Source organism: Rhizobium ruizarguesonis (assembly GCF_017357285.1).
Lineage (GTDB): Bacteria > Pseudomonadota > Alphaproteobacteria > Rhizobiales > Rhizobiaceae > Rhizobium > Rhizobium ruizarguesonis.
In genome coordinates, this window is sequence record NZ_CP071678.1 from 2,974,276 (window position 1) to 2,998,808 (window position 24,533).

Consider the following 24,533-nt stretch of genomic DNA (forward strand, 5'->3'; position numbering starts at 1 on the left):
ACCATGGCGGATATCCGGATCGAAAATCTCCGCAAGGAATTCGGCAGCTTCGTCGCCGTCGAGGATTCGAGCTTCACCGTCCATGATGGCGAGTTCCTGGCGCTTCTCGGGCCTTCCGGCTGCGGCAAGACGACGACGCTTCGCATGATCGCCGGCCTCGAGCTGCCGAGCAGCGGCAAGATCTATCTCGACGGCGAGGACGTCACCTTCAACCGCGCCAGCGCCCGCGATATCGCCTTCGTCTTCCAACTCTTCGCGCTCTACCCGCATATGAACGTGCGCAAGAACATCGGCTTCCCGCTGCTGTCGCAGGGCATGCCCAAGGCCGAAATCCGTCAGCGCGTCGAAGAGACCGCGCGCCTGCTGCAGATCGACCATATTCTCAACCGCTCGGTCTCCGGCCTTGCCGGCGGCGACCGGCAGCGCGTGGCGCTCGGCCGCGCCATCGTCCGGCGCCCGAAGTGCTTCCTGATGGACGAGCCGCTCGGCACGCTCGACGCCGAGTTCCGCGAGATCATGGTTCACGAATTGCGCGAGTTGCACAACCGCATCCACGCCACCACCGTCTACGTCACCCATGACCAGCACGAGGCGATGGCGATGGCCGACAAGATCGCCGTCATGAACCATGGCGTCATCGAGCAGTTCGGCACGCCGCAGGAGATTTATGCCAAGCCCGCGACCATGTATGTCGCCGATTTCATCGGCTCGCCGCCGATGAACTTCATGCGCTTCACCTCCGGCCTGAAAAGCGGCGATCGCTCCATCCTGCTCGACGGCGTCGATGTCGCTGTTCCCGAGATCCACCAGGACATGGCCGAAAGCGAACTGGCGCTCGGCGTGCGGCCGGAGCATATCCGCTTCAGCGACGCCTCGGCGCTGCGCGGTGCCGTCTATGGCAGCGAATATCTCGGCACCAACCAGGTCGTGGCTGTGGAAACCCCGGGCGGCCTGATCAAGGCCCGCGTTCCCGCCAATCGCAGCTTCCAGATCGGCGAGAGGGTCGGCCTGGAATTCAATCCGGCGAAACTCGCGCTCTTCGACTGCACGTCGGGCCGTGCCGTACCGTCCTCGCTCTATCAGGAGACCCGGCATGGCTGATGTCGTCCTCAGGAACCTCGCCAAGCGCTTCGGCGACACCCAGGCCTTAGTCGATCTCGATCTCTCGATCCGCGACGGAGAGTTCGTCGTGCTGCTCGGTCCCACAGGCGCCGGCAAGACGACGACGCTGCGGCTGATCGCCGGCCTCGAAAAGCCAGATAGCGGCCGCATCGAGATCGGCGGCCGCAATGTCGCAGCCGAAGCACCGGCCGAACGCGACGTCGCCTTCGTCTTCCAGCAATATTCGCTCTATCCGCATATGACGGTTTACGAGAACCTCGCCTTCCCGCTGAAGGCGCCGGTCCGCAAACTGAGCGCCGAAGAGATCGACCGCCGCGTCCGCGAGGTCGCGCGCATGGTCCGGATCGACCACAAGCTGGAGAACCGCTCGACCAGGCTTTCCGGGGGCGAGATGCAGCGTGTCGCGATCGGCCGGGCACTGGTGCGCCGGCCGGCGATCTATCTGATGGATGAACCGCTGTCCTCGCTCGACGCCAAGCTGCGCGCCGAACTGCGCCTGGAGCTGAAGCGTATCCAGAAGGAGCTTGGCTCGACGCTGCTCTATGTCACCCACGACCAGGTGGAAGCCATGACCATGGCCGACCGTATCGGCATCGTCGCCGAGGGACGGCTGATGCAAGTGGGAACACCGCGCGAAATCTACGGCAATCCCGCCAACCTGCATGTCGCCGCCCGCCTCGGCCAGCCGCACATCAACCTGTTGCCTGCGGACCTGCTCCCGGGCGGCCAGCCGCCGGCCGGCACGAAAACCGTCGGTGCGCGCACCGAACATCTCGACATCATTGTCGGCAAGGATGCCAATGCAGAGATCGACTGGATCGAACATCTCGGCGACCAGAACCATCTGCACATCAGGGCTGGCAATCACAAGCTCGTCACACTTGCGGATCCATATCTGGCGATCGCCCCGGGAGACCGGATCAGCCTGACGTTGCGCGATCCACTTTATTTCGACGCCGGTGGACAGCGTCTTTCCTGACCGGCAGACAGACATGATGATGGCATAAAAAACAAACAGACGGGTCTCAATCGATGAAACACTTCTTCAACCGCAGGGAAAACATCGTCACCGAAGCTTTGGACGGTCTGCTTCTGACCAGCAGTGCCGGCCGTCTGGCCCGCCTCGACAGCTTTCCCGACATCAAGGTGATCCTGCGCGCGGACTGGGACAAGTCAAAAGTGGCGATCATCTCCGGCGGCGGCGCCGGCCATGAGCCCTCCCATGCCGGCTTTGTCGGCAAGGGCATGCTGACGGCAGCCGTATCCGGCGAAATCTTCGCCTCGCCGAGCGTCGATGCGGTGCTGACAGCGATCCGCGCCGTTGCCGGCCCGAAGGGCGCCCTGCTGATCGTCAAGAACTACACCGGCGACCGGCTGAATTTCGGCCTTGCCGCCGAAAAAGCGCGCGCCGAGGGCTTCGACGTCGAGATGGTCATCGTCGCCGACGATATCGCCATCCCCGGCATCAACCAGCCGCGCGGCGTCGCCGGCACGCTGTTCGTTCACAAGATCGCTGGTTATCACGCAGAGAGGGGCGAGGATCTGAAGACGGTCGCAGCCCATGCCGCGGCAGCAGCCGGCGACATCGTCTCGCTCGGCATGTCGCTCTCCACCTGCAGCGTGCCCGGCCAGGCGCATGAGGACCGCCTCGGCGAGAACGAGGGCGAACTCGGCCTCGGCATTCATGGCGAGCCGGGCGTCGAGCGCATCGCTTTGCAGCCGGTCGCCGATATCGTCGCCACCATGGTGGCGCGCCTCACTCCGACGCTGCGCGAAGGCAGAAACCATGCGCTCCTCATCAACAATCTCGGCGCCGTGCCGCCGCTCGAAATGACCGTCATCGCCAATGTCGTATTGTCCTCGCCGCTTGCCGATCGCATCCGGCTGATCATCGGCCCGGCGCCGATGATGACGGCGCTCAACATGAATGGCTTCTCGCTGTCGCTGATCCGACTGGATGCCGTTCGCGAGGCGGCACTGACGGCGGTGGTCGAGCCGCATGCCTGGATGCCGGCCGTCGAACGCCACGAGATCCAGATCATCGCCGCACCGAGAACATCAGCCGGACTGAATGGCGCCAACGGCAAGGCCGGGGAAAATGACCGCAACCGGCGCCTGATCACGGCGCTCTGCGAGCATCTGATCTCGCAGGAAAGCGAACTCAACCGGCTGGACGGCCGCGTCGGCGACGGCGATACCGGCTCGACGGTGGCGTCTGGCGCCCGCAGTGTGCTTGCCCGCCTCGACACGCTGCCGCTCGACCGGCCGGCGGCAACGCTTGCCTCGCTCGGCGATATCCTCGGCACCAGCATGGGCGGATCGAGCGGCGTACTGCTGTCGATCTTCTTCACCGCAGCGGCAAAGGCGATGGCTGACAAAGCCGATATATCAGCAGCCCTTCTTGCCGGGCTCGACAGGATGACGTTCTATGGCGGAGCCGGAGTCGGCGACCGGACGATGGTCGATGCGTTGTCGCCTGCCCTGCAGGCGCTTGCATCCGGCGATGTCGCCGCCGCGGCAAGGGCTGCGGCAGTGGGTGCGGAGTCGACGAAGATGATGATGAAGGCGAGAGCCGGACGCGCCTCCTATGTCGGCGAAAGGGATCTGGCGGGTGTCGCCGATCCCGGCGCCGTGGCGGTTGCCGGCGCGTTCGGCGTGGCGGCAAGCCTCGCCTGACGAAAGAGACGTTTGATAGCCCGCGGGAGGCGCGGCGACAGGGAGGATGGCAGTGCAGGCGGAACCGGTGCTTGTGGCGGGATTGATCGAGGTGTGCCGCGCGACCATCGCGGCAAACAGCGATCATCTCTGCGCGCTCGATCGCGCCATCGGCGATGGCGATCACGGAACCAATATGCGGCGCGGCTGCGAGGCAGTGAGCGCCGAAGGCGAGAGCCTCTCCAGCCTGCCCTTCCCCGATGCCGTGGAAAAAATCGGCCTGACCCTGGTGATGAATGTCGGCGGTGCGGCCGGGCCGCTCTACGGCACGCTGCTGATGGAGATCGGCCGCGAGCTTCGCAAAAGTGATGAAAAGGCCGATTTTTCGCAGGTGCTGAAACAGGCGATCGATGCCGTGGCCAGACGCGGTCGCGCGCATGCCGGCGACAAAACCCTGCTCGACGTACTCTATCCCGTGCATGCGGCACTCGCCAGCCGCTCGCCGCTCGGCGCCATCGCCCGCAGGGCCGAGCGCTCCGCCAACCGCACTGCTGAGATGAAGGCAATGCGTGGGCGCGCGGCCTATCTCGGCGACCGCTCCATCGGTCATGTCGATCCCGGCGCGTCGAGCTGCGCGCTGCTGACCACGGCGATCTGCCGCTATCTCGGGGAGCACCGTCCGCAATGAGTGGAAAGACCGCAAATGTGGGTATCGTGATCGTCTCCCACTCGCCGTTGGTGGCAAAGGGGATCGCCGACATGGTGCGGCAGATGGTCGGCGACTGCGTGCCGCTCGCCTGGTCGGGCGGCAATGTCCATGGTGAACTCGGCACCGACGCCGGCGGCATCCTGAGGGCAATCGAGGCCGCTTGGTCCGATGCCGGCGTCGCCGTCTTCGTCGATCTCGGCGGCGCCGAAACCAACAGCGAAATGGCGATCGAAATGCTGGGGCTTCCCCGCTCGGCCCTCGTCTCCATCTGCAACGCGCCGCTGGTCGAAGGCGCCGTCATCGCCGCCGCCGAGGCGTCGGGGGGCGCGTCGCTGGCCAAGGTCGTCGCCACAGCCGAGGAACTGTCCCCCTGATGACGAGCGGATTGCGTAGTGAAAAACAGGAGCCCGATCCATTGCACGTGAATTGCCAGACGGAGGTGGAAGTCAAGCACGGTGTCGGGCTGCATGCCCGCCCCTCCGTCACCTTCACGCGGCTTGCCAAGTCCTTCCCCTGTTCGATCGAGATCGCTGTCAACGGCAGCGACGTCTGGCTGAACGGCAAGAGCATCATCAAGATCATGGGCGCGAGAATCCGAAAAGGGTCGATCCTCAGGATCCGCGCCGACGGCATTCTCGCCGAAGAGGCGATCCGTGCCCTGAAGGAACTCATCGAGCGCAACTTCGATGAGGAAAAGAAACATGGCCGAACCGCTTAGACTGAAAGCGAAGAGTGCATCCCCGGGCATCGCATCCGGCCCGGCCTTTCTGGCCGAGCGGCCGGACGCCGCCCCTGCGTCCCGAGCCGTCGGTGGATACAGCGCGCTGGAGAAGGCGATCGACATCTCGATCGGCGAACTCGAGCACCTTGCCGAGGGCGCCGATGCCGAAAGCCGCGATATCATCGATTTTCAGATCGAGGTGCTGCGCGATCCGACGATCGCGGAAGCAACAGGCGCACGCATGGAGGTCGACGAGAACGTCGTCTTTGCCTGGGTCGCCACCCTCGACGCCTATATCGGTGAACTCGAAGCGGCCGACGAGGAGCAGATGCGGGCACGCGCCGTCGATATTCTCGACATAAAGAACCGCGTACTCGGGGCGCTCGCCGGCACCCCGATCGCCGATTTCCCGCCCGGCTCGGTCTTCGTTGGCAAGGACATGGAGCCGAGCCGCTTTCTCGCCCATGACTGGTCGAAAGGCGGCGGCATCGCGCTGTTTGCAGGCAGCACTGCCGGCCATGTCGCCCTGCTTGCCCGGGCGAAATCGGTGCCGATGGTGGTCGGCACGGGCCGTTTTTCGGCAGCAGATGGAGATCCCGTTCGCGTGGATGGCGACGCCGGTGCGGTCGTCCTGAAGGCCGGCGGCATGCTGATCCCGGCACCGGCACAAGCACCTGCCAGCGACACGCAGACCGAAAGCGGCGAGCTGCGCACCGCGGACGGCGTGGCGATCCAGCTTTCCATCAACATCAACGATCCCGCCGAGATCGACGCGCTCGATCCGGCAACGGCAGGCGTCGGCCTGATGCGCTCGGAATTTTCAGTCACCTCGATCGCCGATGCCGCCAACGAGGAGCGCCAGCTGGCGATCTATCGCCGCGTGCTGGAACAGGCGGGCGAGAAGCCGGTGATCATAAGAATGCTCGATATCGGCGGCGACAAACCGCTCGCCGGCCTGGAAGACCTGCCGGCTCTCTCCGCCTCGGGCCTGCGCGGCATTCGGCTGCTGCTTGCCCGGCCGGAGATCGCCCGCGTCCAGGCCCGCGCCCTGCTGCGCGCCGCCGTCTTCGGCAGGCTTTCGGTGATGCTGCCGATGGTGACCTTTCCCGACGAGATCGACAGGATGCGCGAGTTGTTCCGCGAGGAAGCCGAAAAACTCGGCCGCCGTTCCCTGCTCCACCGAATGCCGCCGATCGGCATGATGGTGGAGGTACCCTCAGCCGCATTGATGCTCGACACCTTTGGATCTGCGGCTTTCTTCTCGTTCGGAACCAACGACCTCACCCAATATCTTGCCGCCTCCGCCCGCGACGATATCGACGCCGATGCCGGCAAGGCCGCACCCGCCGTGCTCCGGCTGATTGCCCAGGCGGTGAAGCTGACCGCCGGCAAGCCCACCAGCATCTGCGGCGACATGGCCGGCAATCCCAGCTATCTGCCGGGGCTGCTCGCCGCCGGCCTGCGGCATTTTTCCGTGGCGCCGGCCCGGCGTCCCGCGATAAGATCGGCGATCATCGGCCTCAACGCCGATGGTACAAGGGCAGCCGGAGAATAGGATGGCGCGCGAAGACACCGAAGACGCCATTATCGCCTACAAGTCCATTCTGGCGCAGATCATCGACAACAGGCCATCGGGCACGCGCCAGCGCCTGGCGACGGCGCTTGGAAAACATCGCAGCTTCGTCACCCAGATCACCAGTCCGACCTATGCAACGCCGCTGCCTGCGCGCCATCTGGCCACCATCGTCCGCGTCTGCCATTTCAGTGCCGCCGAACAGGAGCGCTTTCTCGAAGCCTATCAGGCCGCCCATCCCGGCAAGCTGCCGGACCTCGGCCATTCCGAGAAATTGCGGCACTTGTCGCTGATGGTGCCCGACTTCGGCGACGACAGGAAAAACCGCCTGCTGGAAGAGGCGATCTCAGATCTGGTGCAGAAAATCGTCGCGATATCGGGTGCGGAATGACGCGTGCGCTGGTTGACGTAACGTAATGCTTTTGGCCTTGGGAGGGGCTTGATGAAGAAGTTCATGAACACTGCGGAAACCATGGTCGCCGAAAGCGTCGAAGGCTTCGTGCGCGCCCATGAGACCTTCGTGGTGTTCGGCGCCGAGCGCAAATGCATCCGCCGCCGCCATCTCACGCCTGAAAAGGTGGCGCTCATCTCCGGCGGCGGCGCCGGCCATGAACCGATGCATATCGGCTTCGTCGGCCACGGCATGCTGGATGCCGCCTGCGTCGGCCATATCTTCACTTCGCCGACGCCGAGCCAGATCATTGCCGCCATCGAGGAGGCCGATACCGGCGCCGGCTGCCTGCTCGTGGTCAAGAATTACGACGGCGACCTGATGAATTTCGAAATGGCGATCGAGATGGCCGGCGACCGCCACAGCCTCGACATGGTCGTCGTCAGCGACGATATCGAAACGTCGAGAACAGGCGAAGACCGTGGCCGGCGTGGCGTCGCCGGAACGCTCATCGTCGAAAAGCTCCTGGGTGCTGCTGCCGAACGCGGCATGTCGCTTGCCGAGTTGAAACAGCTCGGCGAAGGATTGAACACACGCATCCGCTCGATGGGTGTGGCGCTGAACGGCGTGACGGTGCCGCAGACCGAGCGCACGACATTTGCGCTCGAACCCGGCGAAATGGAAATGGGCGTCGGCATCCATGGCGAGCCCGGCCATGCCAGGCAGCCTTTCGCCGCCTCCGACGCCATCATCGGCCATCTCTGCGAGACCATCGCCGGTGACATCGCGGCAACGCCTGATACCAAGGCGTTGCTCTTCGTCAACGGCCTCGGCGGCACGCCGCCCGCCGAACTTTACCTCGCCTATAATGGCGCCCGCCGCTTCATCGAGGAAAGAGGCATCCCGATCGAGCGCTCACTGGTCGGAACCTACGTCACCTCGCTCGACATGCAGGGACTGTCAGTCACCCTCGCCCTGCTGACCGACGAGGAGATCGCACTCTGGGACGCGCCGGTGGCGACGGCCGCGCTGCATTGGCCGTGACAACTCCCAAGGGCGTCAGATGTAAAGTGGTGCCATCTTCCGCCAGGCGCCGGCGCGGTGGGCGCGTCCATCCCAGACATGCAACTGATGACCGACATTCTTGTCGGCGAGCAGCCGGCTGAGATAGCGGTTGTTGTCGAGGAAAGGGTCGGCATCGCCGATGGTGAGAACGATGTCGCGCTCACGCAGCCTGTCGAGCCGCCAGTCGCTGCCGAGCCCTGGAAGAAAATGCGCCGGCGTGTGGAAATAGACGCTGTCATCGTAATAGCCGTCGAACAGGTCGCCGAAGGATTCCACCTTCATCGTCAGGTCGTAGCGGCCGGAAAAGGCAACGAGCTTGCGGAAGAGATGCGGATGACGAAAGAAAAGGCTTGCCGCCTGAAAGGCGCCGAGGCTGCAGCCGTGCACGATGGTGCAGTCATGCGAATTCTTCGCCGCCATCAACGGCAACACTTCGTGCAGGATATAATCCTCGAAGGCGCCATGCCGGCGGATGCGCTCGGCCGGGTGATGGTGGAAGGCATAGAAGGTCTCGGCCGCCAGTCCCTCGATGCAATAGAGCTGAAGTTGTCCGGCCTGCAGCTTGTCGGCAAGGCTTCCGACCAGGCCGAGCTGCTCATATTCGAAGAAGCGCCCGTCCCGCGTCGGAAAAACCAGCACCTTGGCGCCGGCATGGCCGAACACCAGCATCTCCATGTCTCGATGCAGCCGCTGACTGTACCAGCGCAGATATTCGCGGTTCATGGCACCCTGAAAAACTGACCGATCTTGTCGCGGAGAACCGCCTCTTGCTCAGCGCTGCCAGGATAGTCGAAATGCCCCGCATCCAGGATGAAGATTTCATTAAATTTTGGTAGCGCATTTGCGACAGCGAACTGGCAGGGTGGCGCGACGGAAGGATCGAAAAGGGCGACGGCCGTCAGCATCGGCACCTTGATCCGGCTGGCGGCGGTCGCCGCATCGTAGAAGCGCAGCGTTTCCAGCACGTTTCCATGTTCCCCCTGATATTCCTGCACCGATTCCGCACTGCCGACGCTCGGCAGCATCAGCCGCAGCGGCTGATGCCCGAAACTCGGCAGCGCCAGATGGCCGCGATCGATGCGCTCGTCGTAGGCGATCGCCATCGCTCCGACACCGCCGCCAAAGCTGATGCCGCTATAGCCGATATACCCTGAAAGCCAGGGATAGAGTGCCGTAAGCGTCGAAACGGCGAGCCAGATATCCTCGACGCAGCCGCCGATGATATAGGCCTCCGGTCTGTCGATGTCGTGCAGCACGTGCCAGGACGGGTTCTCGGAGATCGGCGGATGGGCGCTGAGCGACAGCCCGCGGCAGCAGGGAAAGATGAGCGCCGTTTCCCTGACCGGCAGATCGAAATCAGGGCGATCCCGCCCGCCGTAACCGTGTCCGACGACGAGGCCGCGCCGCACCTGCCCTTCCCGCGGCAGGAGCAGCCAGCCGCCGATCCGGAACTCGCCGGTCGAGAGATAGACGAGGTCGAGAACATGCCAGTCGGGATGGGTGATCCGACTGTGGGAAAGCACCGGCTTCGGATCGACCGTCAGCGCCTCGAGATAACGCGCCTCCCAGAAATCGTCGAAACCGTCGGGCTCATCCGGCGGTTCGATTGCAAGAAGCTCGTCAAGCTTCATGCCGTAGGTTGGATCGAAGGCGAAGGGATGTGTCGTCGGAATGCTCATCCAAGGCTTGTCTCGTGAAAAGGCCGGCGGCGCAAGACTCTGCCTTAACCAGCCGATAAACCTTACCAGCACTCGGACACCTTTACGCCGCGTCAGTCGCCTCGTATCGCCCGGATGTGACGAAGAGCCTGCGGCCAACGGCGCGCGCAGTCTCCAGATGGGCGGCCGCATGGTCCGGTCCGGCTTCGAGCAACAGCTCCGATGTCACGACGCGGGCGCCGCAATAGTCGAAGATCCCGTGATCGATCTGCGTCTTCATGGCGCCGAAATAGCCGTGCCGCATATAGGTCCCGGCATCGGCGCCGCCGAGGCCGACCAGATGCACCGGCAGGCGGCCAAGCAGCTTCACCAGCCCGGTATCCGGGCGATCGTCGTAAGCCCAGCCATTGCTGAACACCCGGTCGATCCATCCCTTGATAAGCCCCGGCATCGACCACCAGTAGATGGGATAGACGAGCACCACCGCATCGGCGCGGTCGATCCTTGCCTGCTCGGCGGCAACGTCGGCGGGCAGCACCCCTTTCCTCAGATGCAGAGCGATATCGGCCGCGGTGAACCGGGGATCGAAGCCCTCGGCCGCGAGATCGGCAAACTCGACGGAATGGCCGGCATCGGAAAGTGTGACACCTTCGGCAAGATGGGCAGCGACGCCGTGGGTGAGCGACTGGGGATCGGGATGCGCGACGACGATGAGCGCGTGCATGCAGAAAACTCCTGTTGAATGATTGCGGACGGAAGTCGCGGGCTGTATACCTTTGGTAAGCTACTTTCAGTAAGTTACTTTTGGTATATAGTGATGTCAAGCGCCGAAACAACAGGTCAGCCGACCGATCCGCAACCGCGCCGCCGCCTGTCGCGGCAGGATCGGCATCGCCAGTTGCTCGACGTCGCTTGGCAGATCGTCCGTGACGAGGGAACGGAAGCTCTGACCCTCGGCCGGCTTTCCGAGCTGGCGGGCGTAACGAAACCCGTGGTCTATGATCATTTCGAAACCCGCCCCGGCCTGCTCGCAGCGCTCTACCGCGAATTCGACGCCCGCCAGACGGCTGTGATGGACGCAGCCCTTGCGGCAAGCCAGCCGTCGCTCGCCGACCGGGCCACAGTCATCGCCACCTCCTATGTCGACTGCGTGCTTCTTCAGGGCCGCGAAATCCCCGGTGTGATCGCAGCACTTGCCGGCTCGCCGGAACTCGAAAGGATCAAGCGCGAATACGAAGCGGCCTTCATCGAGAAATGCCGCATCGCGCTTTCGCCCTTTACCGGTGCCGGCACGATCGCCGCAGCCGGCCTCTGGGCCATGCTCGGCGCCGCCGAAGCCCTCTCCTATGCCGCCGCGTCGGGCGACATCACCGCCGTCGAGGCAAAGAACGAACTCTTCGAAACCATCGTCGCGATGGTGGCGAGAAGTATGGGCGGCGGCACGCATCCCGATCACCTGCGCAATACGGCCGGCCTCGCATCGAGATAATCCGGCGGGAATACCTGTATCGAATCCACCGCCCGCTTCGCCATGGAACTCGGTTATTTCGCGACCCTGGTGAGCGACGCGACGGCGCCTTCTCGCACCTAATGATGAATGCTGCGCACAAGCTGAACGGCCCGACCTACGCCCATGCTATTCTGACGACGGCCGAACTCATCGAAGTCTTGCCCAAGGCGTCTGCTTCAAAGGACAATGCCATGACCATGCTCTTCAAAATGCTCACAAGTGCCGGCTCGGAATCCCTGAACCGCGACCGGCGCAGGTTCCTGACCACCGCGGCGATCGGGATCGCCGCCGCGGGCGCGACCAGCCTGTTTCCGTCCTATCCGGCATCGGCTGCCACGGGAGATGCGATCCGCCCGTTTCGCGTCGACACTCCCGAGGCGGACCTCCTCGACCTTCGCCGGCGCGTGCTGGCAACACGCTGGCCCGAACGCGAGACGGTCGACGACCAGTCGCAAGGCATACAGCTCGAAAAGATCAAGCCGCTCGTCGATTATTGGGGCACCGGCTACGACTGGCGAAAGGCGGAAGCGAAGCTGAACGCGCTGCCGCAATTCATCACCGAGATCGACGGCCTAGACATCCACTTCATTCACGTCCACTCGAAACATCCGAATGCCCTGCCCGTCATCATCACCCATGGCTGGCCGGGATCGGTATTCGAGAACCTCAAGATCATCGGCCCGCTCACCGATCCGACCGCTCATGGCGGACGCGCCGAAGATGCGTTCGACGTGGTCATTCCGTCGATGCCGGGCTACGGCTTCTCCGGCAAGCCGACCGGCACCGGCTGGGGGCCGGACCGCATGGCGCGGGCCTGGGCAGAACTGATGAAGCGCCTCGCTTACAGCAGCTACGTCGCCCAGGGCGGCGACTGGGGCTCGCCGGTCTCCGGCGCGATGGCACGGCTCGCGCCACAAGGTCTGCTCGGCATCCACATCAACCTGCCGGCTGTCGTGCCGCCCGAAGTTGCCGCGGTGCTCGCCGCGGGCGGGCCAGCGCCGCAGCGACTCTCCACCGAGGAACGCGCGGCGTTCGATGCCCTCAGCGCCGCAGCCAAGATGGGGAACAGGTCCTATGCCACGATGATGGGCACGAGACCGCAGACGATCGGCTACGCCATATCGGATTCCCCGGCCGGCCTTGCGGCATGGACGCTCGGTCATCCAGGCTTCACGCACTGGACCTACGACAGCAGCGATCCCGAAAAGTCTCCCGACGAGGTGCTCGACGACATCACGCTTTACTGGTTGACCAACAGCGCCGCTTCCTCGGCCCGGATCTACTGGGAATATGGCGGCGGGCGCAGTCCCGTCCTTGCGGCCGGGGAGAAGACCTCCAAGATCGCGCTTCCGGTCGCCATCACCGTCTTTCCTGGGGAGAGCTATCAGGCCCCCGAGACATGGGCCCGTCGCGCCTATCGCAACCTTATCTATTTCCACAAGGTCGACAAGGGCGGCCACTTCGCCGCCTGGGAGCAGCCGGAGCTCTTCTCCGCCGAGCTTCGAGCAGCGTTCAGGCCGCTGCGCCGGTGACCAGCTGGCGAACGGCCCTGCCGCTTTCCGGCCTCGGCATCAGTCCGTATTCTGCGCCGCCGCCGTGAGGATCAGCTTTGTGATCTCGTCCGGGTGGGAGATCAACGACAGATGGCTGGCCTGGATTTCAATGGTTTTTGCTCCCATGCGTTTGGCCATGAAGCGTTCGAGATCGGGATTGATCGTCCGGTCCTCGGTCGAGACGGCATACCAGCTCGGCTTCGAACGCCAGGCGGCCTGTGTCGTCTTGCCGGTCAACAGCGCCTTCTGGAACGGTTGCTGCACGGCATAGAGCACTTTAGCCTTCGCCTCCGGCAGGTCACCGGCGAAATCACGCAGGAAGGCTTCCTCGCTGAGGCGTCCCTCGTCGCCGTCGAAGACGATGCCGGCAGAAGCCGGCGGCGTCGGGTAGGTCTTGGCGAGGGCGGTATAATCCTCACCCGCATCCGGCGCCCGTGCCGCGACATAGACGAGCGCCGAAACATTGGGGTGCACGCCGGCCTCGGTGACCATCATGCCGGAAAACGAATGCCCAACCAGAACCGTTGGGCCGTCCTGTCGGTCGAGCATCCGCTTCACGGCAGCGACGGCCTCGGGCAGCGTCGTCAGCGGGTTCTGCACCGCCGTAGCATTGAGCCCGGCCGCCTGCAGGCGCGCGATCACCTCGGTCCAGCACGAGCCGTCGGCAAACAGCCCGTGCGCCAGCACGACATTGCGCGCCTTAACGGGAGCGGATGTCGCGGCCATACCGCGGGTGGCAAGCAGAGAAGCGGCGCCGGCAACAAGGGCAGCCGAGAAGGTCCGTCTGTTCATCATCATGATCTGGTTCCTTGTGCGTCCAAGAATTGAAGGATCGAAAGCATGTCGGCTCGGGACCGAGGGACCGAAGCCAAGTCAAAATCGGTAAGTCTGTGATGCCATGTCGGAACGGTTCGCTTTGCCCGACGCGAGGCACTGGCCCTCGTCACGTTGCGAGCTCCCGTCGTATTCAAATTCAGTATTTGAAGCGGCTTCGTGTATGCAGAAGCCTGCTTACTGGAGATTTATGTATTCCCATCTGACATAAAGTCAATTATTGAATACGTAACACCTTCGTGATGTCATTGATGTATACGTTAAGCGCACATACAATCGCATTTGCATACACAGTCGATCGAGCCGTCGATGTTGAAACAGATCGGAGATAATGGATGGCGAATGGTTTCGAAACCGAGGATGACGGCGATGATCGCGGCTTGCTCTCCGACCGCATTCGCAACGCCCTGACCGACGAGATCGCCGCCGGCACGCTGGCGGCGGGCGCAGCGCTGGACGAACAGCAGCTTGCCGATCGTTTCGGTGCCTCCCGCACCCCGGTTCGGGAAGCGTTGCGTCAGCTGGCGGCGGGCGGCCTCGTCGAGCTTCGCGCCCGGCGCGGCGGCGTCGTCGCCCGCATGACGCCGGAACGCATCATGGAGATGTTCGAGACGGTGGCCGAGATCGAGGCCGTATGCGTCAGGCTCGCCACCTACCGCATGACACCGCTGGAGCGCAGTCACCTGATCGAACTGCACGATCTCTCCCAGCCGATCGTCGAGACCGGCGATTTCGATGCCTATGACAGCTTCAACCGCCAATTCCATGAAGCCATCTATCACGCCACCCACAACGCCTTCCTTGCCGAACAGGCGATCGCCGTGCGCAACCGTCTGAACGCCTTCCGGCGCACGCAACTGCGCCAGGGCGAACGGCTGCGCCGATCGCGCGACGAGCACGAGGCGATCATGCAGGCGATCGCCGAAGGCGACGGCGAGATGGCATCGCGGCGCATGCGCGCCCACATGCTGAATGCCGCCACCTCGCTACGCCGTTTCATCGAAGCCAACAAGCCGACGTAAGTTTGAGGTTCCTACGGCACGGGGCAACGGTATTTATAGGCAATCAAGGTCGTCATCAGCTCGTCGCCGGTGGCCTCGCGTATGCCGGGATTCTCTTCCAGGAATGTACACAACGTATTGCCGATTGCTTCCGCGGTCGTTCCAACCGGCACACAGACGTTTACCCCAACGGAGTTGGCAAAATACGCCGAGCTCACCATTGCTTTCGGCGCAGGAACGACTTCGGTGAAAATACGGCGGGCCAAATACTCGTCCCGGTTCCATTTGTCCAACCAACCAGCAACATATCCGACGACCAACTGCCGGTAGCCGCCGCAATCAGAATGAAGGAGATCACCGCTGGAAAATCCGGCGGGAATCTTTGCAGAAACCGTTGCCAAAAGGGTGGCGATAAGAATGCCCGACATCACATCTCCAAAGCTCGCAATAACGCAGAGCTTTGATCGGGACCGTGTCGGAAATTAGCTTAAAACGTGTCTTCTTTTTTGCTGCAACTAAAAACACATGGTTGCTAGTCTCACCTCACCCTCGATCGAAGCGGCTGACCTCGAGCCCGCTGCCAACCGGCAGCAGCACGCTTGATATTCCGGGTTTGGCACGGACAGCCTCGCCGTAGCGTTTGAGATCGTCGCCTCCTGGGCGCAGCATGTTGTCGGCAACGATGATCGCGCCCGGATTGAGCTTGGGGTAGAAGGCTTCAAGGCAGGGAACGTAGAGGTCCTTCCAGAGATCCACCAGCACGAAGTCGATGCCCTGGGAAAGCTCGCCGATCATCTGGACCGCATCCCCCACCTTGAATTCGACGTGCTCGGCAAGCCCCGCCTTGACGGCCATGTCGCGTGCGTAGGCCGACTTGTAGTCATGCATTTCCATGGTGATCAGCCGCCCGCCGGAAGCGCGCGCGGCTTCCGCCAGCCAGATCCCGGAATAACCGAAGGAGGTACCGAGTTCGAGAATGGTCGGGCTCTTGAGGCTCTTGGCGAGGATATTGATGAACTGTCCGGTCGCAGGCCCGACCGCCCGCAGCCGCTGATCCTGTCCTCCGTCGCGCCCGCCAGGAGGCAGTTCGCGCGGACTGTTATGCTCCGTCTCGATCATCGCGTGATAGATGTCGAGCACGTCCTGGATTCTGCTGTCCATTGTCTTCTCCATGACCGCCTGCGCGTTGATCAGCCGATCATTGCCCGACCGAAACACCGCGGGAAAGTTAAACTTTGGCAATCATCGCCATTGCTAGCTCCCTTGCGGTTGCACATGCCGCCGTCGTCGGCTACATCATGCCGTCAATGGTCGGGTCACCCGGCCACGTAAGCGTTAACGTCACTCAACGCGTATGATCGAACGGCTTTGCGGCTTCGATCTGCGCGACTGTGTCCTGCGGATCGAGTTCAAAGAGCTCCTGAGGACACATGGATAACAATCAACTCAAAGATCAGACTTCACCGGCTCCCGGCATCGAACGGGTCCGCCACGACACGCGAAGGCGCACTCTCTCGGTCGAGAGCGTCGTCGACATCACTCCCGGCATGCGCCGCATCACATTGACCGGCGATGATCTTGCCGATTTCATCAGCCTTGCACCCGACGACCACATCAAGATTTTCGTGCCGGCCGCCGATGGCAGCGAAGAACGCCGTGACTACACGCCACGCCGTTATGACAATATCGAACGGAAATTGATCATCGACTTCGCCTTGCATGAGGCAGGTCCAGTGACTCAATGGGCGATCGACGCGCGCGCCGGCGACAGGCTCGAGATCGGCGGACCAAGGGGCTCCGCCGTGGTCTCCAAGACGGTAAAGCGGTGGCTGCTAATCGGCGACGAAACGGCGCTGCCGGCGATCGGCCGCCGGATCGAGGAGAGCGGCGCCGGAACCGTCATTACCACAATCGCAGCCGTCAGCGGCCCGTTGGAAGAACAAGTCTTCGAGACATCAGCCGAACTGCACGCCCACTGGGCGCACCGGCCTCTTTCGCAGGCAACCGATGCCGCAGCCCCGCTGAAACTGTTGAGCACAGTCGATATCCAGCCGGAGACCTTCATCTGGGTCGCGGCGGAAGCCTCGGCAACGCGCGATATCCGCGCCTACCTGCTGGAACGAGGTTGCCCGCTCGGCTGGATCAAGGCATCCGGCTACTGGGTGTTCGGCAAAGCCGATACGACCGAGAAATTCGGCTAGGACCAACCCGCATTCCGGATTCCATTTGGTGATGAGTTCTGACTCACTTCGTTCCGGATTTTATGATCCGGAACGATCAGATGGATGTGAAGAGGTATGAATTGAGCGAAGTCCCGGCAGCCTCTGCCGGAACGCGGCGGCGGATGGAAGAGCATCAGCAACTGTAAGCCCGGGCGCCAGCCACCGACTTATTCAAAGAGATCGACCACGCGGCGGGCAGAGCCCAATGCGAGTGTCCAACCCAGCATGCCGTGACCGGCATTGATGTAAAGACGTTTGATGCGTCGGGAAGCGGCGATAATGGGCTTGGAGGTCGGTGTCATAGGCCTCTCGCCCGACCATCTCATCAGTTCATCCGATCGCTCGAAAAGGTCGGGCAGCACCGCGGACGCGGCCAGCTTGAGCGTCTCGAAACGTCTGGCATCAAAACCGGCCCCCGGACGCTCGATGTCTGCCAGTCCGGCGACACGAAAACGATCGCCGATTGCCGCAAAGGCAAGCTTTCGCTTGACGTCGGTCAGGCTGATACTTGGTGCAAGGCCAGTTCTTCGAACGGTGAGCGAGTAGCCTCTGATGGGGCGTATGTCCCGGGCCTCGGGCAAATCGGATATGAGGGAACGGATCTCCGGTCCTGCGGCGACGATGGCTGCGTCGACGCGAAGCTCGTCGCGGTCCTCGAACCTCAGCCCTGTCAGCACGTCTCCCGTTTGGACGAAGCTCGAGACCCTCCTGCCGAAGAGCACCGAGACCTGCCCGCGCTCGATCATCCAGGCGGTCAGTTGGCGGCAAAATCCGGCCGCATCGCCGAGGGCATCACCGGGGGTGTAAACGGCGCCGGCAATCTCTCCCTGATATGCGGCGAGCGCAGGCTCGATGTTTTCCGCCTCCACCCGCGTCAGCAGGCGCTGTTCGAAGCCAAGAGCATTCTTGCGCGCGACACCGGAATCGGCGGCAGCAAAACTTTGCCGATCGGCGCAGAGATGCAGCTTTCCGGCGACACGGTAATCAAATTCGATATCGGTTTCCTTAAGCAGGATTGCGAGCTCGTGACGGGATTGTTCGGCAAGGCGCAGGATCTCCTCTGTATTGTTCCACCAACGCCTGAACGGTGTATTGGCAAGGAATTTCAGCCCCCAGCAGAGAAAGTCCTGGTCGAGTTGCCAGTGGATCCGGAAAGCCGGATCGCGGCCCATCGCAATGGCTGGCAGATGCTTCAGCAGGGCTGGCGATGCCATAGCGTCACCATAGGCCCAGGACAACTGCGCGGCATTGCCGGCACTCGCCCCCATGCCCGGCTCGCTTGCCGCATCGATAAGTGTCACATCATGCCCCGCCCGGGCCAGAAGATAGGCCGACGATACGCCGATGACGCCGGCGCCGATCACCGCAACACGCGCCATCTCAAGCCTCGTCGCCGACGACGGCCGTCAACTCGACCTCAACGGGAACCCCGCGCGGCAGAGATGTTACGCCAATCGCGATGCGGGCATGCGCCCATCGATCCGGGAAAAGCTCTCGGAGTAGTTCCGAAGCGCCATCTATGACGGCGCCGTGGCGCTCGAAAGCGGCATCCGCCGCGACATAGCCCGCAAGCCGGACGAAGCCCAGGATGTTGTCAAAGCCGCCCGCAGCCCCCTCCAGCTGCGCAAGCGCATTGAGAAGCGCCCAGCGGGCGCATTCTCGCCCCTCTTCGATGGAGACGCATGCTCCGAGATGTCCCGTCCGCAGCACCACACCATCCTTCAGCGGCACCTGACCTGAAACGGTGATGATATTGCCGGTCCGCACAGCCCCGGAAAATGCGCCTGGCGGCAAGGATGCTTCCGGCAGAGCAAGCTCAAGCTGTGCCAGCCGTTCGCGCACACGATTGCTTCCAGCCGATGAAGCATCGCGTGCCTTGCGGACTGCTGCTTCTGCGCTGCGGTCGACGAAGGCCCTCATGATATTCTTGTCGAGTTCCGTCAGCCGGTATTCGGGGTGCCACTGGATGCCGAGGCAAAAGCCGTCCGTGTCCCCTTCGAATGCTTCGATGGTTCCGTCCGGCGCCCGCGCGGCGACACGGAAGCGTCCTTGGCCGGCCAAAGCATGCCGGTGCAGGCTGTTGACGCGCGCCGGCCCCTTCCCTACCCAATCGGTCAGCACGCTGCCTTGCTCGACGATGATCTCGTGCGCCAAAACGTCGGGGATATCTTGCGGGATGTGGGATACGGCGGCGGCCGGCAGCTCGGTTTGAAATTCGCCCCCAAGGCATTCACCGATCAGTTGCATGCCGTGGCATATGCCGAGAAGCGGCTTGCCCGTTTTCAAGGCCTGCTCGACCAGCTGAATTTCGAACTGCCTGCGCGCGCCTGTCACCTCGGTCCCTGGCCGCGCACCGGTAAGGACAATTCCATCGGCGAGTGCCAACGCCGATGCCAGGTTCCGGGTGTTGTAAGGCAAGATCAAAGGAAATCCCCCTGCCTCGGCTATGGCATCCGCATAGTTGGCGCGCACCACATACTCCGTCTCGGTCGGAACATCGGGCGCCTCGCTGACATCGGGCGTCATGAGGATCACCGGCCAGCGAGGTTCATGCGATTGCGTTGCATGCCGACGTGCGTTGCCCGTGGCAACGGTCGTTTCAGTGGTCATGATCTTGGCCTTGTGATGACGAGTTAGCGGGCGGCCGGAAGGGCTAGCCGGCGCGAGAGGACCGAGAACGGCCAGGCTATCGCGAAATAGCAGAGCCCGACGGCAACGTAGATTTGCAAGGGAAGGAAATACTCCGTCGCCATTGACCGCCCCGTGAGCACAAGTTCGTCGACGGTAATCAGCGAAGCGAGCGAAGAATCCTTGAGCAGCGAGACGAAGGTGATGATCATCGGCGCCAGGATGACACGCGCGACCTGCGGCAGGATGATCCAGACGAAGCTCTGGGCCGGGGCGAAGCCCGCGGCCAGCGCTGCCTCGCTCTGCCCGGCCGGTATAGCCTTCAGACCGGCGCGGAAAAGCTCTGCGACCTGGGCCGCGAAACACAACGCCAGGCCGGCGATCGCCGCACCGAAAGCATCGAAGACGACCCCGATGCCCGGCAAGCCGAAATAAAGCAGAAACAGAACCGCCAATAACGGCACGCCCCGCACGATCGTCACATAAAGAGCCGCAAAATACCGCAGCGCTGCGAAACTGGATTTCTGGCAGAGCGAAAGCAGCAGGCCGAAAACGAAGGCCAGGGCAAAGGCACAAACGGAAAGCAGCGCCGTATTCATCATCGCCCGCAGCAGCAGAGGCAGCCATTCGGCACCATAATCGCCATAGGGCGCCAGGAAAGCACTCATCCTTTCAATCTCCCGTAACGTCTTTCGAGGAACTGCGTTGCCTGCATCAATGGCAAGCTCAGCAACAGATAGAGTGCCGCCGCCGTCGCGTAGATCATTATTGTCTGGAAGGACGACGTCACCATTGAACGGGCAAAGAACATGATTTCCGGCGCCGCAATGGCCGAGACGACGGATGTATCCTTGAGAAGCTGCACCGCGTAGTTCCCGAGCCCCGGAAGCGCTATCCGCATGGCCTGTGGCGTCAGGATCTCAAAGATCGTCTGGAGCGGGGTCAGCCCTGCGGCAAGCGCCGCCTCCGCCTGCCCGCCAGGCAGCGCGGCGAAACCGGCGCGAAAGATTGCGCAGGTGATCGCTGCACCGATGAGCCCGAGGCCCAGGACGGCCGCCGTGATCGACGTCAATTTCACGCCGAGGCTGGCAAGCCCGAAGTAGAGGATAAAGAGATGCGTCAAGGCCGGCACATTGCAGAGGATTTCGCAGCAGGCATCGATCGCGAGATTGATGAACTTGATCCCTGCAAATTGCCTGAGCAGAGCGAGAAAGAACCCCAAAGTGGCTGCGAGCGCCAGCGAGGCGATCGTGACGAAAACGGTTACGCCGAGCCCGGCGACGAGCCCTTGGACGACCGAGAAGAATACGGAAAATCCAATCATGACGCGCCTAGTGCCGAATCTTGTTGAGAAACGCTTGCGTGCGCGCCTCGCGGGGAGCGGTTATGACCTGGCGGGCCGGGCCGGCTTCGACGATGGTGCCGCCGTCAAGAAACAGAACGCGGTCGGCAATGTCGCGCGCAAACGCGATCTCGTGCGTGACGATCAGCATCGTGCGTCCTTCGTCTGCCAGCTCCTCCATCACTTTCAGAACCTCCTGAACCAGTTCGGGATCGAGTGCCGATGTCGGCTCGTCGAACAGCATGAGCTTTGGCTTCTGGGCAAGCGCCCGCGCAATCGCGACGCGCTGTTGCTGGCCGCCGGACAGCTCGAGTGGTGAGGCTTCAGCGCGGTGCGTCATATGGACTTTGGCCAGCATCTCCAAAGCCAGTTCGCGTGCCTCGGCAGCAGCCAGGCCGCGGACCTTGCGCGCCGCAATCGCCACGTTTTCCGTCACCGACAGATGCGGCCAGAGATTGAAGAGCTGGAAGACCATGCCCATCTCGGCGCGCTGCGGTGCAAGTTGCCGGTCGCTCATGACCTGGCCGTTGCGCACGCCGATCCGCTCGCCGTCGAGGCGGATCTCGCCGGCACTGGGCTTTTCCAGAAAATTCATGCAGCGCAGACAGGTGGATTTCCCAGACCCGGATGGGCCGATCAGGGCAATCTTCTCACCTGGTGCGACATCGAAATCGATGCCCTTGAGAACTTCGATAGGACCATAGCTCTTGCGCAGGCCCGCAACGCTCAGAAGCGCATTCATCGCCGTTTCCTTATGCGATTATATCTTGGCGAAGAGGGTGGACGAAAGCCGCCGATTGCAGCTTCCGTCCGCACGCTCGTTCAGCCGCCAGCTGCGCAGGACGGCAGCTTGTAATCTGCGGGGCGATCGACGCCGGCGCGGAAGTTTTGACCCACAGGCTTGAACCAGACATCCGACGACAATCCGTAGCGGGCGCCGATTTCCTTCATCTCGCAAGTCTTCCACATGTCGGCGATGATGGCGTCCATCTTCTGGCGCAAATCGTCGTTCTTCTGGTTGAGGCCATAGACGACCTGGCCGAGACCGGTCAGCAGCGGAAAATCCGGACTGTTATCGGTGAAGGCGAGGAAGTGCATATTCCAATCGGGGTTCTGCTTGATGGCGTAGGAGATCACCGGCGGATCGCCGATGACAGCGTCGATGCGCCCGGCGATAAGATCGCGCACGGCCGCATCGGAAGTGTCGTAGAGCGAGAGTTGGAGATCTTTGATGCTCTTCAATTCCGAGACGAACGAAAAGCCGGTGATCGTGCCGATCTTCTTGCCTTCCAGATCAGAGAGCTTGTCCCAGTTCGTCTTCGTCGATTGCATGATGCCGTTCTTGAAGTAGTGGATCGGCTCGGAGAGCGTCATGATCTTGGTACGCTTTTCGGTCCAGCCCATGGTGCCGAGCATGACGTCGACGCGGCCTGACTGAACGGAGGCGATCGTACCCGACCATTCCATGAGCGCAGGCTGAATCTTGAGGCCGAGCTTGTCGGCAATGCGCTGCATGATTTCACCGTCATAGCCTACCAGCTTCCCGTCCTGCCAGCCGGAGCCGGGCATGTCGCCGGTGAAGGCAACCGTCAGCTTGCCCTGCTCGGCAAGTTCGAAAGCATTGGCGATAGATGAAAGGGACATGAAGCTGCCTGCCAGCAGAGCGCACGTCACCATCCTTCTCGAAAGAGAAAGTGCCATTGTTCTGATCCTTGATTTGTTGGTTCCCCGGTCCGGTGGTTTCTGTCCCCGGATGTCGCGTTCGACGAGAGGAAACTTGACACTGAAGACTGCCGCTGAATTTTATAAATCGGACATTTTCTTTGAAAAAAGGACATGGTTGTTCTATCATTGCCGTGCGCCATGATCACATCCGAGGAACCTTCCGAAATATCTGCCAACGAGCCGGACTATGTGCGCTGGCTCGACGATCTTTGGGCCGAGCGGCTTCTGGTCGCACGCGACCGAAAGGCCGATCTCTCGGTCGGCATTCTCCTCTGGCCGACATTCCCGATGATGTCGCTGACGGGTATCGTCGAGCCTCTCAGGCATGCGGCGGACTTTGCCGACAATTCCCGTCCACTACATTGTCGCTGGTCGATCATGGGGGCTCCGGGCCATGCAGCGGTCGCCAGCTGCGGCATCCGGGTCCACGCCGATGCGCCCTACATTAACCCGACCGACTTCGACTACGTCGTGGTTATCGGTGGCCTCCTGCCACATCTGCGCGCCGCACCTAGCAAGCATCGCGACTATCTCAGGGTGGCGGCATCGGCGGGTGTTCCGGTCATTGGTGTGTGTACGGGCGCCTTCGTAATGGCGCAGGAGGGACTGCTCGCGGGGCGCAAGGCGTGCGTTCATCCCTTTCACGCGGAGGATTTCCGGATTGCCTTCCCGCGTCTTGCCTTCTCCACGCGCGATGACTTCCTGATCGAAAACGGCCGCATTACCGTGCCTGGCGGCGTATCGATCCTGTCGCTGATGACGGAGCTCATCCGCACGCATTGCGGACCGGATCGGGCGGCCAAGGCCGTGCACCAGCTTTCGCTCTCGGAGCAGAAGCACATGAGCGCCTTCGATCACGGCCGCGCCACAACATTTCGCCGCGCAGAAGATTCGCGTATTCAGCGAGCCGTCGTTCTCGTCGAGAGTCGGAAAGGCCGCGATGTCTCACCGGAACAGGTGGCCTCTCTGGTCGGCCTGTCACCACGCCAGTTCGCGCGTCTGTTCCAGGACAATATCGGCATGACCCCGAAGCGTTTTATCGTCGAGACGAGATTGCGCTATGGCCGGTTTCTAGTCGAAAACAGCACACTGCCCATGACGGCGATCGCCTTTGAAATCGGATTCTCCGACTCCGCCCATTTCGCGACCGCTTTTCGCAAGAAGTATGGGAGGCCTCCCAGGAGTTTCCGCTGATCTTTGTCGAGTCACCACAAACGGCAGGATCGAAAACCGACTTCGACACTATTGCGATTTAATCGGATGCGATATATATATATAGATGTCATCGTCAGAAAGCTTGGACAGGATGGACCGATGCCGACATCTAAAGCAGCTAAGGGGCCGGATATGCCTGTGCCCGCCTCCCCGCCAGCGGGCAAGGAAGGCAGGAAACTTTCGAATTTCCTGTGCTTCGCGGTCTATTCGGCAAATCTCGCCTTCGGCCGCGCCTATAAGCCGATCCTGGACGAGCTTGGCCTGACCTATACCCAGTACATCGCCATGGTGGCTCTCTCCGAAGAGGACGACCAGACCGTCGGGGTGTTGGGGGAAAAGATGTTCCTCGAATCCAACACGCTGACGCCCATCCTCAAGAAGCTGGAGTCGAATGGTTTTATCACCCGTCACCGCGATCCTGCCGACGAACGGCAGGTGCGGGTCAGCCTGACGCCGGCAGGACGCCAACTCGTTGAAACCGATCCCGGCAACGCGCTGCTTGGCGCCATCGGCCTCGGCGACGACTTTCCCGTCGTGCAGAAATCGGTGACGACGCTGCGCGACAACCTGCTGCGGTCAACTCAGGGCGAACCGGAGAAATCGTGATCG

27 protein-coding genes and 1 pseudogene are annotated in these 24,533 nt (G+C 62.4%); 16 read left to right on the top strand and 12 right to left on the bottom strand.

What is annotated here, in order from left to right:
• Positions 1 to 3 precede the first annotated feature (3 nt).
• The 9 genes from J3P73_RS14745 to J3P73_RS14785 are packed head-to-tail and all read left to right on the top strand — an operon-like array spanning position 4 to position 8,215.
• A complete protein-coding gene (locus tag J3P73_RS14745) occupies positions 4 to 1,101 on the top strand; it encodes an ABC transporter ATP-binding protein (RefSeq protein WP_018074534.1) in 1,098 nt (365 codons plus the stop codon).
• Positions 1,094 to 2,101 (top strand): ABC transporter ATP-binding protein, encoded by a 1,008-nt coding sequence (locus tag J3P73_RS14750; RefSeq protein WP_018074533.1) that lies wholly within the window; start codon positions 1,094 to 1,096, stop codon positions 2,099 to 2,101. Before J3P73_RS14745 ends, J3P73_RS14750 begins: the two co-directional genes overlap by 8 nt.
• A 53-nt stretch (positions 2,102 to 2,154) precedes the next feature.
• The gene (locus tag J3P73_RS14755; protein ID WP_018074532.1) at positions 2,155 to 3,798 is read left to right on the top strand and encodes a dihydroxyacetone kinase subunit DhaK; all 1,644 of its coding nucleotides are present in this window, start codon (positions 2,155 to 2,157) and stop codon (positions 3,796 to 3,798) included.
• A gap of 46 nt (positions 3,799 to 3,844) precedes the next feature.
• Entirely contained in the window at positions 3,845 to 4,465 is a 621-nt protein-coding gene (dhaL, locus tag J3P73_RS14760) for a dihydroxyacetone kinase subunit DhaL (protein ID WP_105006469.1), read from the top strand.
• On the top strand, positions 4,462 to 4,860 hold the full coding sequence (dhaM, locus tag J3P73_RS14765; RefSeq protein WP_003560276.1) for a dihydroxyacetone kinase phosphoryl donor subunit DhaM: 399 nt from the start codon (positions 4,462 to 4,464) through the stop codon (positions 4,858 to 4,860). Before dhaL ends, dhaM begins: the two co-directional genes overlap by 4 nt.
• Complete coding sequence (locus J3P73_RS14770; RefSeq protein WP_026230806.1) at positions 4,860 to 5,204, top strand: HPr family phosphocarrier protein; 345 nt, start codon at positions 4,860 to 4,862, stop codon at positions 5,202 to 5,204. The genes dhaM and J3P73_RS14770 overlap by 1 nt, the downstream gene beginning before the upstream one ends.
• Entirely contained in the window at positions 5,188 to 6,762 is a 1,575-nt protein-coding gene (locus tag J3P73_RS14775) for a putative PEP-binding protein (protein ID WP_130692008.1), read from the top strand. Before J3P73_RS14770 ends, J3P73_RS14775 begins: the two co-directional genes overlap by 17 nt.
• A 1-nt stretch (position 6,763) precedes the next feature.
• Entirely contained in the window at positions 6,764 to 7,171 is a 408-nt protein-coding gene (locus J3P73_RS14780) for a hypothetical protein (RefSeq protein WP_003540656.1), read from the top strand.
• A gap of 51 nt (positions 7,172 to 7,222) precedes the next feature.
• Positions 7,223 to 8,215 (top strand): dihydroxyacetone kinase subunit DhaK, encoded by a 993-nt coding sequence (locus J3P73_RS14785; RefSeq protein ID WP_130692010.1) that lies wholly within the window; start codon positions 7,223 to 7,225, stop codon positions 8,213 to 8,215.
• A gap of 15 nt (positions 8,216 to 8,230) precedes the next feature.
• Here J3P73_RS14785 and J3P73_RS14790 read toward each other — a convergent pair whose 3' ends face one another.
• The 3 genes from J3P73_RS14790 to J3P73_RS14800 all read right to left on the bottom strand — a co-directional run bounded on the left by J3P73_RS14790 (position 8,231) and on the right by J3P73_RS14800 (position 10,618).
• Positions 8,231 to 8,959, bottom strand: a complete 729-nt coding sequence (locus J3P73_RS14790; protein ID WP_130692012.1) for an esterase family protein — start codon at positions 8,957 to 8,959, stop codon at positions 8,231 to 8,233.
• On the bottom strand, positions 8,956 to 9,915 hold the full coding sequence (locus J3P73_RS14795) for an acetylxylan esterase (protein ID WP_130692014.1): 960 nt from the start codon (positions 9,913 to 9,915) through the stop codon (positions 8,956 to 8,958). The genes J3P73_RS14790 and J3P73_RS14795 overlap by 4 nt, the downstream gene beginning before the upstream one ends.
• 82 nt (positions 9,916 to 9,997) lie before the next feature.
• Positions 9,998 to 10,618, bottom strand: a complete 621-nt coding sequence (locus tag J3P73_RS14800) for an NAD(P)H-dependent oxidoreductase (RefSeq protein WP_130692016.1) — start codon at positions 10,616 to 10,618, stop codon at positions 9,998 to 10,000.
• Between the two features lie 93 nt (positions 10,619 to 10,711).
• Here J3P73_RS14800 and J3P73_RS14805 point away from each other — a divergent pair, with 93 nt between their 5' ends.
• The 3 genes and pseudogenes from J3P73_RS14805 to J3P73_RS14815 all read left to right on the top strand — a co-directional run bounded on the left by J3P73_RS14805 (position 10,712) and on the right by J3P73_RS14815 (position 12,936).
• Complete coding sequence (locus J3P73_RS14805; RefSeq protein ID WP_018074523.1) at positions 10,712 to 11,383, top strand: TetR/AcrR family transcriptional regulator; 672 nt, start codon at positions 10,712 to 10,714, stop codon at positions 11,381 to 11,383.
• Positions 11,384 to 11,392: 9 nt separating this feature from the next.
• Positions 11,393 to 11,574, top strand: a pseudogene (locus tag J3P73_RS14810) (isochorismatase family protein); the annotation flags it as partial.
• A 21-nt stretch (positions 11,575 to 11,595) separates the two neighbouring features.
• Positions 11,596 to 12,936: an epoxide hydrolase family protein gene (locus J3P73_RS14815; RefSeq protein ID WP_026171075.1), complete on the top strand. Its 1,341-nt coding sequence runs from the start codon at positions 11,596 to 11,598 to the stop codon at positions 12,934 to 12,936.
• A gap of 39 nt (positions 12,937 to 12,975) precedes the next feature.
• On the opposite strand, the gene J3P73_RS14820 is transcribed toward J3P73_RS14815, so the two are convergent.
• Positions 12,976 to 13,755 carry an alpha/beta fold hydrolase gene (locus J3P73_RS14820; protein WP_018074521.1) on the bottom strand — a complete coding sequence of 260 codons (780 nt, stop codon included), beginning with the start codon at positions 13,753 to 13,755 and terminating at the stop codon, positions 12,976 to 12,978.
• A gap of 371 nt (positions 13,756 to 14,126) precedes the next feature.
• On the opposite strand from J3P73_RS14820, the gene J3P73_RS14825 reads away from it, so the two are divergent.
• Positions 14,127 to 14,813 carry a GntR family transcriptional regulator gene (locus J3P73_RS14825; RefSeq protein ID WP_018074520.1) on the top strand — a complete coding sequence of 229 codons (687 nt, stop codon included), beginning with the start codon at positions 14,127 to 14,129 and terminating at the stop codon, positions 14,811 to 14,813.
• Between the two features lie 11 nt (positions 14,814 to 14,824).
• On the opposite strand, the gene J3P73_RS14830 is transcribed toward J3P73_RS14825, so the two are convergent.
• A complete protein-coding gene (locus tag J3P73_RS14830; RefSeq protein WP_130692018.1) occupies positions 14,825 to 15,220 on the bottom strand; it encodes a hypothetical protein in 396 nt (131 codons plus the stop codon).
• A gap of 115 nt (positions 15,221 to 15,335) precedes the next feature.
• The gene (locus J3P73_RS14835; RefSeq protein WP_026171074.1) at positions 15,336 to 15,953 is read right to left on the bottom strand and encodes an O-methyltransferase; all 618 of its coding nucleotides are present in this window, start codon (positions 15,951 to 15,953) and stop codon (positions 15,336 to 15,338) included.
• A gap of 269 nt (positions 15,954 to 16,222) precedes the next feature.
• Here J3P73_RS14835 and J3P73_RS14840 point away from each other — a divergent pair, with 269 nt between their 5' ends.
• Complete coding sequence (locus J3P73_RS14840; RefSeq protein WP_130692020.1) at positions 16,223 to 16,993, top strand: siderophore-interacting protein; 771 nt, start codon at positions 16,223 to 16,225, stop codon at positions 16,991 to 16,993.
• Positions 16,994 to 17,181: 188 nt separating this feature from the next.
• On the opposite strand, the gene J3P73_RS14845 is transcribed toward J3P73_RS14840, so the two are convergent.
• From J3P73_RS14845 to J3P73_RS14870, 6 genes are all read right to left on the bottom strand, one after another.
• Positions 17,182 to 18,393: an FAD-dependent oxidoreductase gene (locus J3P73_RS14845; RefSeq protein ID WP_027689151.1), complete on the bottom strand. Its 1,212-nt coding sequence runs from the start codon at positions 18,391 to 18,393 to the stop codon at positions 17,182 to 17,184.
• A gap of 1 nt (position 18,394) precedes the next feature.
• A complete protein-coding gene (locus J3P73_RS14850) occupies positions 18,395 to 19,624 on the bottom strand; it encodes an Atu1372/SO_1960 family protein (protein ID WP_027689152.1) in 1,230 nt (409 codons plus the stop codon).
• A 23-nt stretch (positions 19,625 to 19,647) separates the two neighbouring features.
• A complete protein-coding gene (locus tag J3P73_RS14855; RefSeq protein ID WP_130692022.1) occupies positions 19,648 to 20,310 on the bottom strand; it encodes an amino acid ABC transporter permease in 663 nt (220 codons plus the stop codon).
• Positions 20,307 to 20,966: an amino acid ABC transporter permease gene (locus J3P73_RS14860; RefSeq protein ID WP_130692024.1), complete on the bottom strand. Its 660-nt coding sequence runs from the start codon at positions 20,964 to 20,966 to the stop codon at positions 20,307 to 20,309. Before J3P73_RS14860 ends, J3P73_RS14855 begins: the two co-directional genes overlap by 4 nt.
• Positions 20,967 to 20,973: 7 nt before the next feature.
• Entirely contained in the window at positions 20,974 to 21,726 is a 753-nt protein-coding gene (locus J3P73_RS14865) for an amino acid ABC transporter ATP-binding protein (RefSeq protein ID WP_018074513.1), read from the bottom strand.
• An 80-nt stretch (positions 21,727 to 21,806) separates the two neighbouring features.
• On the bottom strand, positions 21,807 to 22,685 hold the full coding sequence (locus J3P73_RS14870; protein WP_018074512.1) for an ABC transporter substrate-binding protein: 879 nt from the start codon (positions 22,683 to 22,685) through the stop codon (positions 21,807 to 21,809).
• A 162-nt stretch (positions 22,686 to 22,847) separates the two neighbouring features.
• Here J3P73_RS14870 and J3P73_RS14875 point away from each other — a divergent pair, with 162 nt between their 5' ends.
• The gene (locus J3P73_RS14875; protein ID WP_130692026.1) at positions 22,848 to 23,903 is read left to right on the top strand and encodes a GlxA family transcriptional regulator; all 1,056 of its coding nucleotides are present in this window, start codon (positions 22,848 to 22,850) and stop codon (positions 23,901 to 23,903) included.
• Positions 23,904 to 24,056: 153 nt separating this feature from the next.
• Complete coding sequence (locus J3P73_RS14880; RefSeq protein ID WP_130693090.1) at positions 24,057 to 24,530, top strand: MarR family winged helix-turn-helix transcriptional regulator; 474 nt, start codon at positions 24,057 to 24,059, stop codon at positions 24,528 to 24,530.
• Positions 24,531 to 24,533: the final 3 nt, after the last annotated feature.

Excerpts from the sequence above, each read along its gene's own strand:
- J3P73_RS14745 (WP_018074534.1), top strand. The coding sequence starts at position 4 with ATGGCGGATATCCGGATCGAAAATCTCCGCAAGGAATTCGGCAGCTTC.
- J3P73_RS14750 (WP_018074533.1), top strand. The coding sequence starts at position 1,094 with ATGGCTGATGTCGTCCTCAGGAACCTCGCCAAGCGCTTCGGCGACACC.
- J3P73_RS14755 (WP_018074532.1), top strand. The coding sequence starts at position 2,155 with ATGAAACACTTCTTCAACCGCAGGGAAAACATCGTCACCGAAGCTTTG.
- dhaL (WP_105006469.1), top strand. The coding sequence starts at position 3,845 with ATGGCAGTGCAGGCGGAACCGGTGCTTGTGGCGGGATTGATCGAGGTG.
- dhaM (WP_003560276.1), top strand. The coding sequence starts at position 4,462 with ATGAGTGGAAAGACCGCAAATGTGGGTATCGTGATCGTCTCCCACTCG.
- J3P73_RS14770 (WP_026230806.1), top strand. The coding sequence starts at position 4,860 with ATGACGAGCGGATTGCGTAGTGAAAAACAGGAGCCCGATCCATTGCAC.
- J3P73_RS14775 (WP_130692008.1), top strand. The coding sequence starts at position 5,188 with ATGGCCGAACCGCTTAGACTGAAAGCGAAGAGTGCATCCCCGGGCATC.
- J3P73_RS14780 (WP_003540656.1), top strand. The coding sequence starts at position 6,764 with ATGGCGCGCGAAGACACCGAAGACGCCATTATCGCCTACAAGTCCATT.
- J3P73_RS14785 (WP_130692010.1), top strand. The coding sequence starts at position 7,223 with ATGAAGAAGTTCATGAACACTGCGGAAACCATGGTCGCCGAAAGCGTC.
- J3P73_RS14790 (WP_130692012.1), bottom strand. The coding sequence starts at position 8,959 with ATGAACCGCGAATATCTGCGCTGGTACAGTCAGCGGCTGCATCGAGAC.
- J3P73_RS14795 (WP_130692014.1), bottom strand. The coding sequence starts at position 9,915 with ATGAGCATTCCGACGACACATCCCTTCGCCTTCGATCCAACCTACGGC.
- J3P73_RS14800 (WP_130692016.1), bottom strand. The coding sequence starts at position 10,618 with ATGCACGCGCTCATCGTCGTCGCGCATCCCGATCCCCAGTCGCTCACC.
- J3P73_RS14805 (WP_018074523.1), top strand. The coding sequence starts at position 10,712 with ATGTCAAGCGCCGAAACAACAGGTCAGCCGACCGATCCGCAACCGCGC.
- J3P73_RS14815 (WP_026171075.1), top strand. The coding sequence starts at position 11,596 with ATGACCATGCTCTTCAAAATGCTCACAAGTGCCGGCTCGGAATCCCTG.
- J3P73_RS14820 (WP_018074521.1), bottom strand. The coding sequence starts at position 13,755 with ATGATGATGAACAGACGGACCTTCTCGGCTGCCCTTGTTGCCGGCGCC.
- J3P73_RS14825 (WP_018074520.1), top strand. The coding sequence starts at position 14,127 with ATGGCGAATGGTTTCGAAACCGAGGATGACGGCGATGATCGCGGCTTG.
- J3P73_RS14830 (WP_130692018.1), bottom strand. The coding sequence starts at position 15,220 with ATGTCGGGCATTCTTATCGCCACCCTTTTGGCAACGGTTTCTGCAAAG.
- J3P73_RS14835 (WP_026171074.1), bottom strand. The coding sequence starts at position 15,953 with ATGGACAGCAGAATCCAGGACGTGCTCGACATCTATCACGCGATGATC.
- J3P73_RS14840 (WP_130692020.1), top strand. The coding sequence starts at position 16,223 with ATGGATAACAATCAACTCAAAGATCAGACTTCACCGGCTCCCGGCATC.
- J3P73_RS14845 (WP_027689151.1), bottom strand. The coding sequence starts at position 18,393 with ATGGCGCGTGTTGCGGTGATCGGCGCCGGCGTCATCGGCGTATCGTCG.
- J3P73_RS14850 (WP_027689152.1), bottom strand. The coding sequence starts at position 19,624 with ATGACCACTGAAACGACCGTTGCCACGGGCAACGCACGTCGGCATGCA.
- J3P73_RS14855 (WP_130692022.1), bottom strand. The coding sequence starts at position 20,310 with ATGAGTGCTTTCCTGGCGCCCTATGGCGATTATGGTGCCGAATGGCTG.
- J3P73_RS14860 (WP_130692024.1), bottom strand. The coding sequence starts at position 20,966 with ATGATTGGATTTTCCGTATTCTTCTCGGTCGTCCAAGGGCTCGTCGCC.
- J3P73_RS14865 (WP_018074513.1), bottom strand. The coding sequence starts at position 21,726 with ATGAATGCGCTTCTGAGCGTTGCGGGCCTGCGCAAGAGCTATGGTCCT.
- J3P73_RS14870 (WP_018074512.1), bottom strand. The coding sequence starts at position 22,685 with ATGGCACTTTCTCTTTCGAGAAGGATGGTGACGTGCGCTCTGCTGGCA.
- J3P73_RS14875 (WP_130692026.1), top strand. The coding sequence starts at position 22,848 with ATGATCACATCCGAGGAACCTTCCGAAATATCTGCCAACGAGCCGGAC.
- J3P73_RS14880 (WP_130693090.1), top strand. The coding sequence starts at position 24,057 with ATGCCTGTGCCCGCCTCCCCGCCAGCGGGCAAGGAAGGCAGGAAACTT.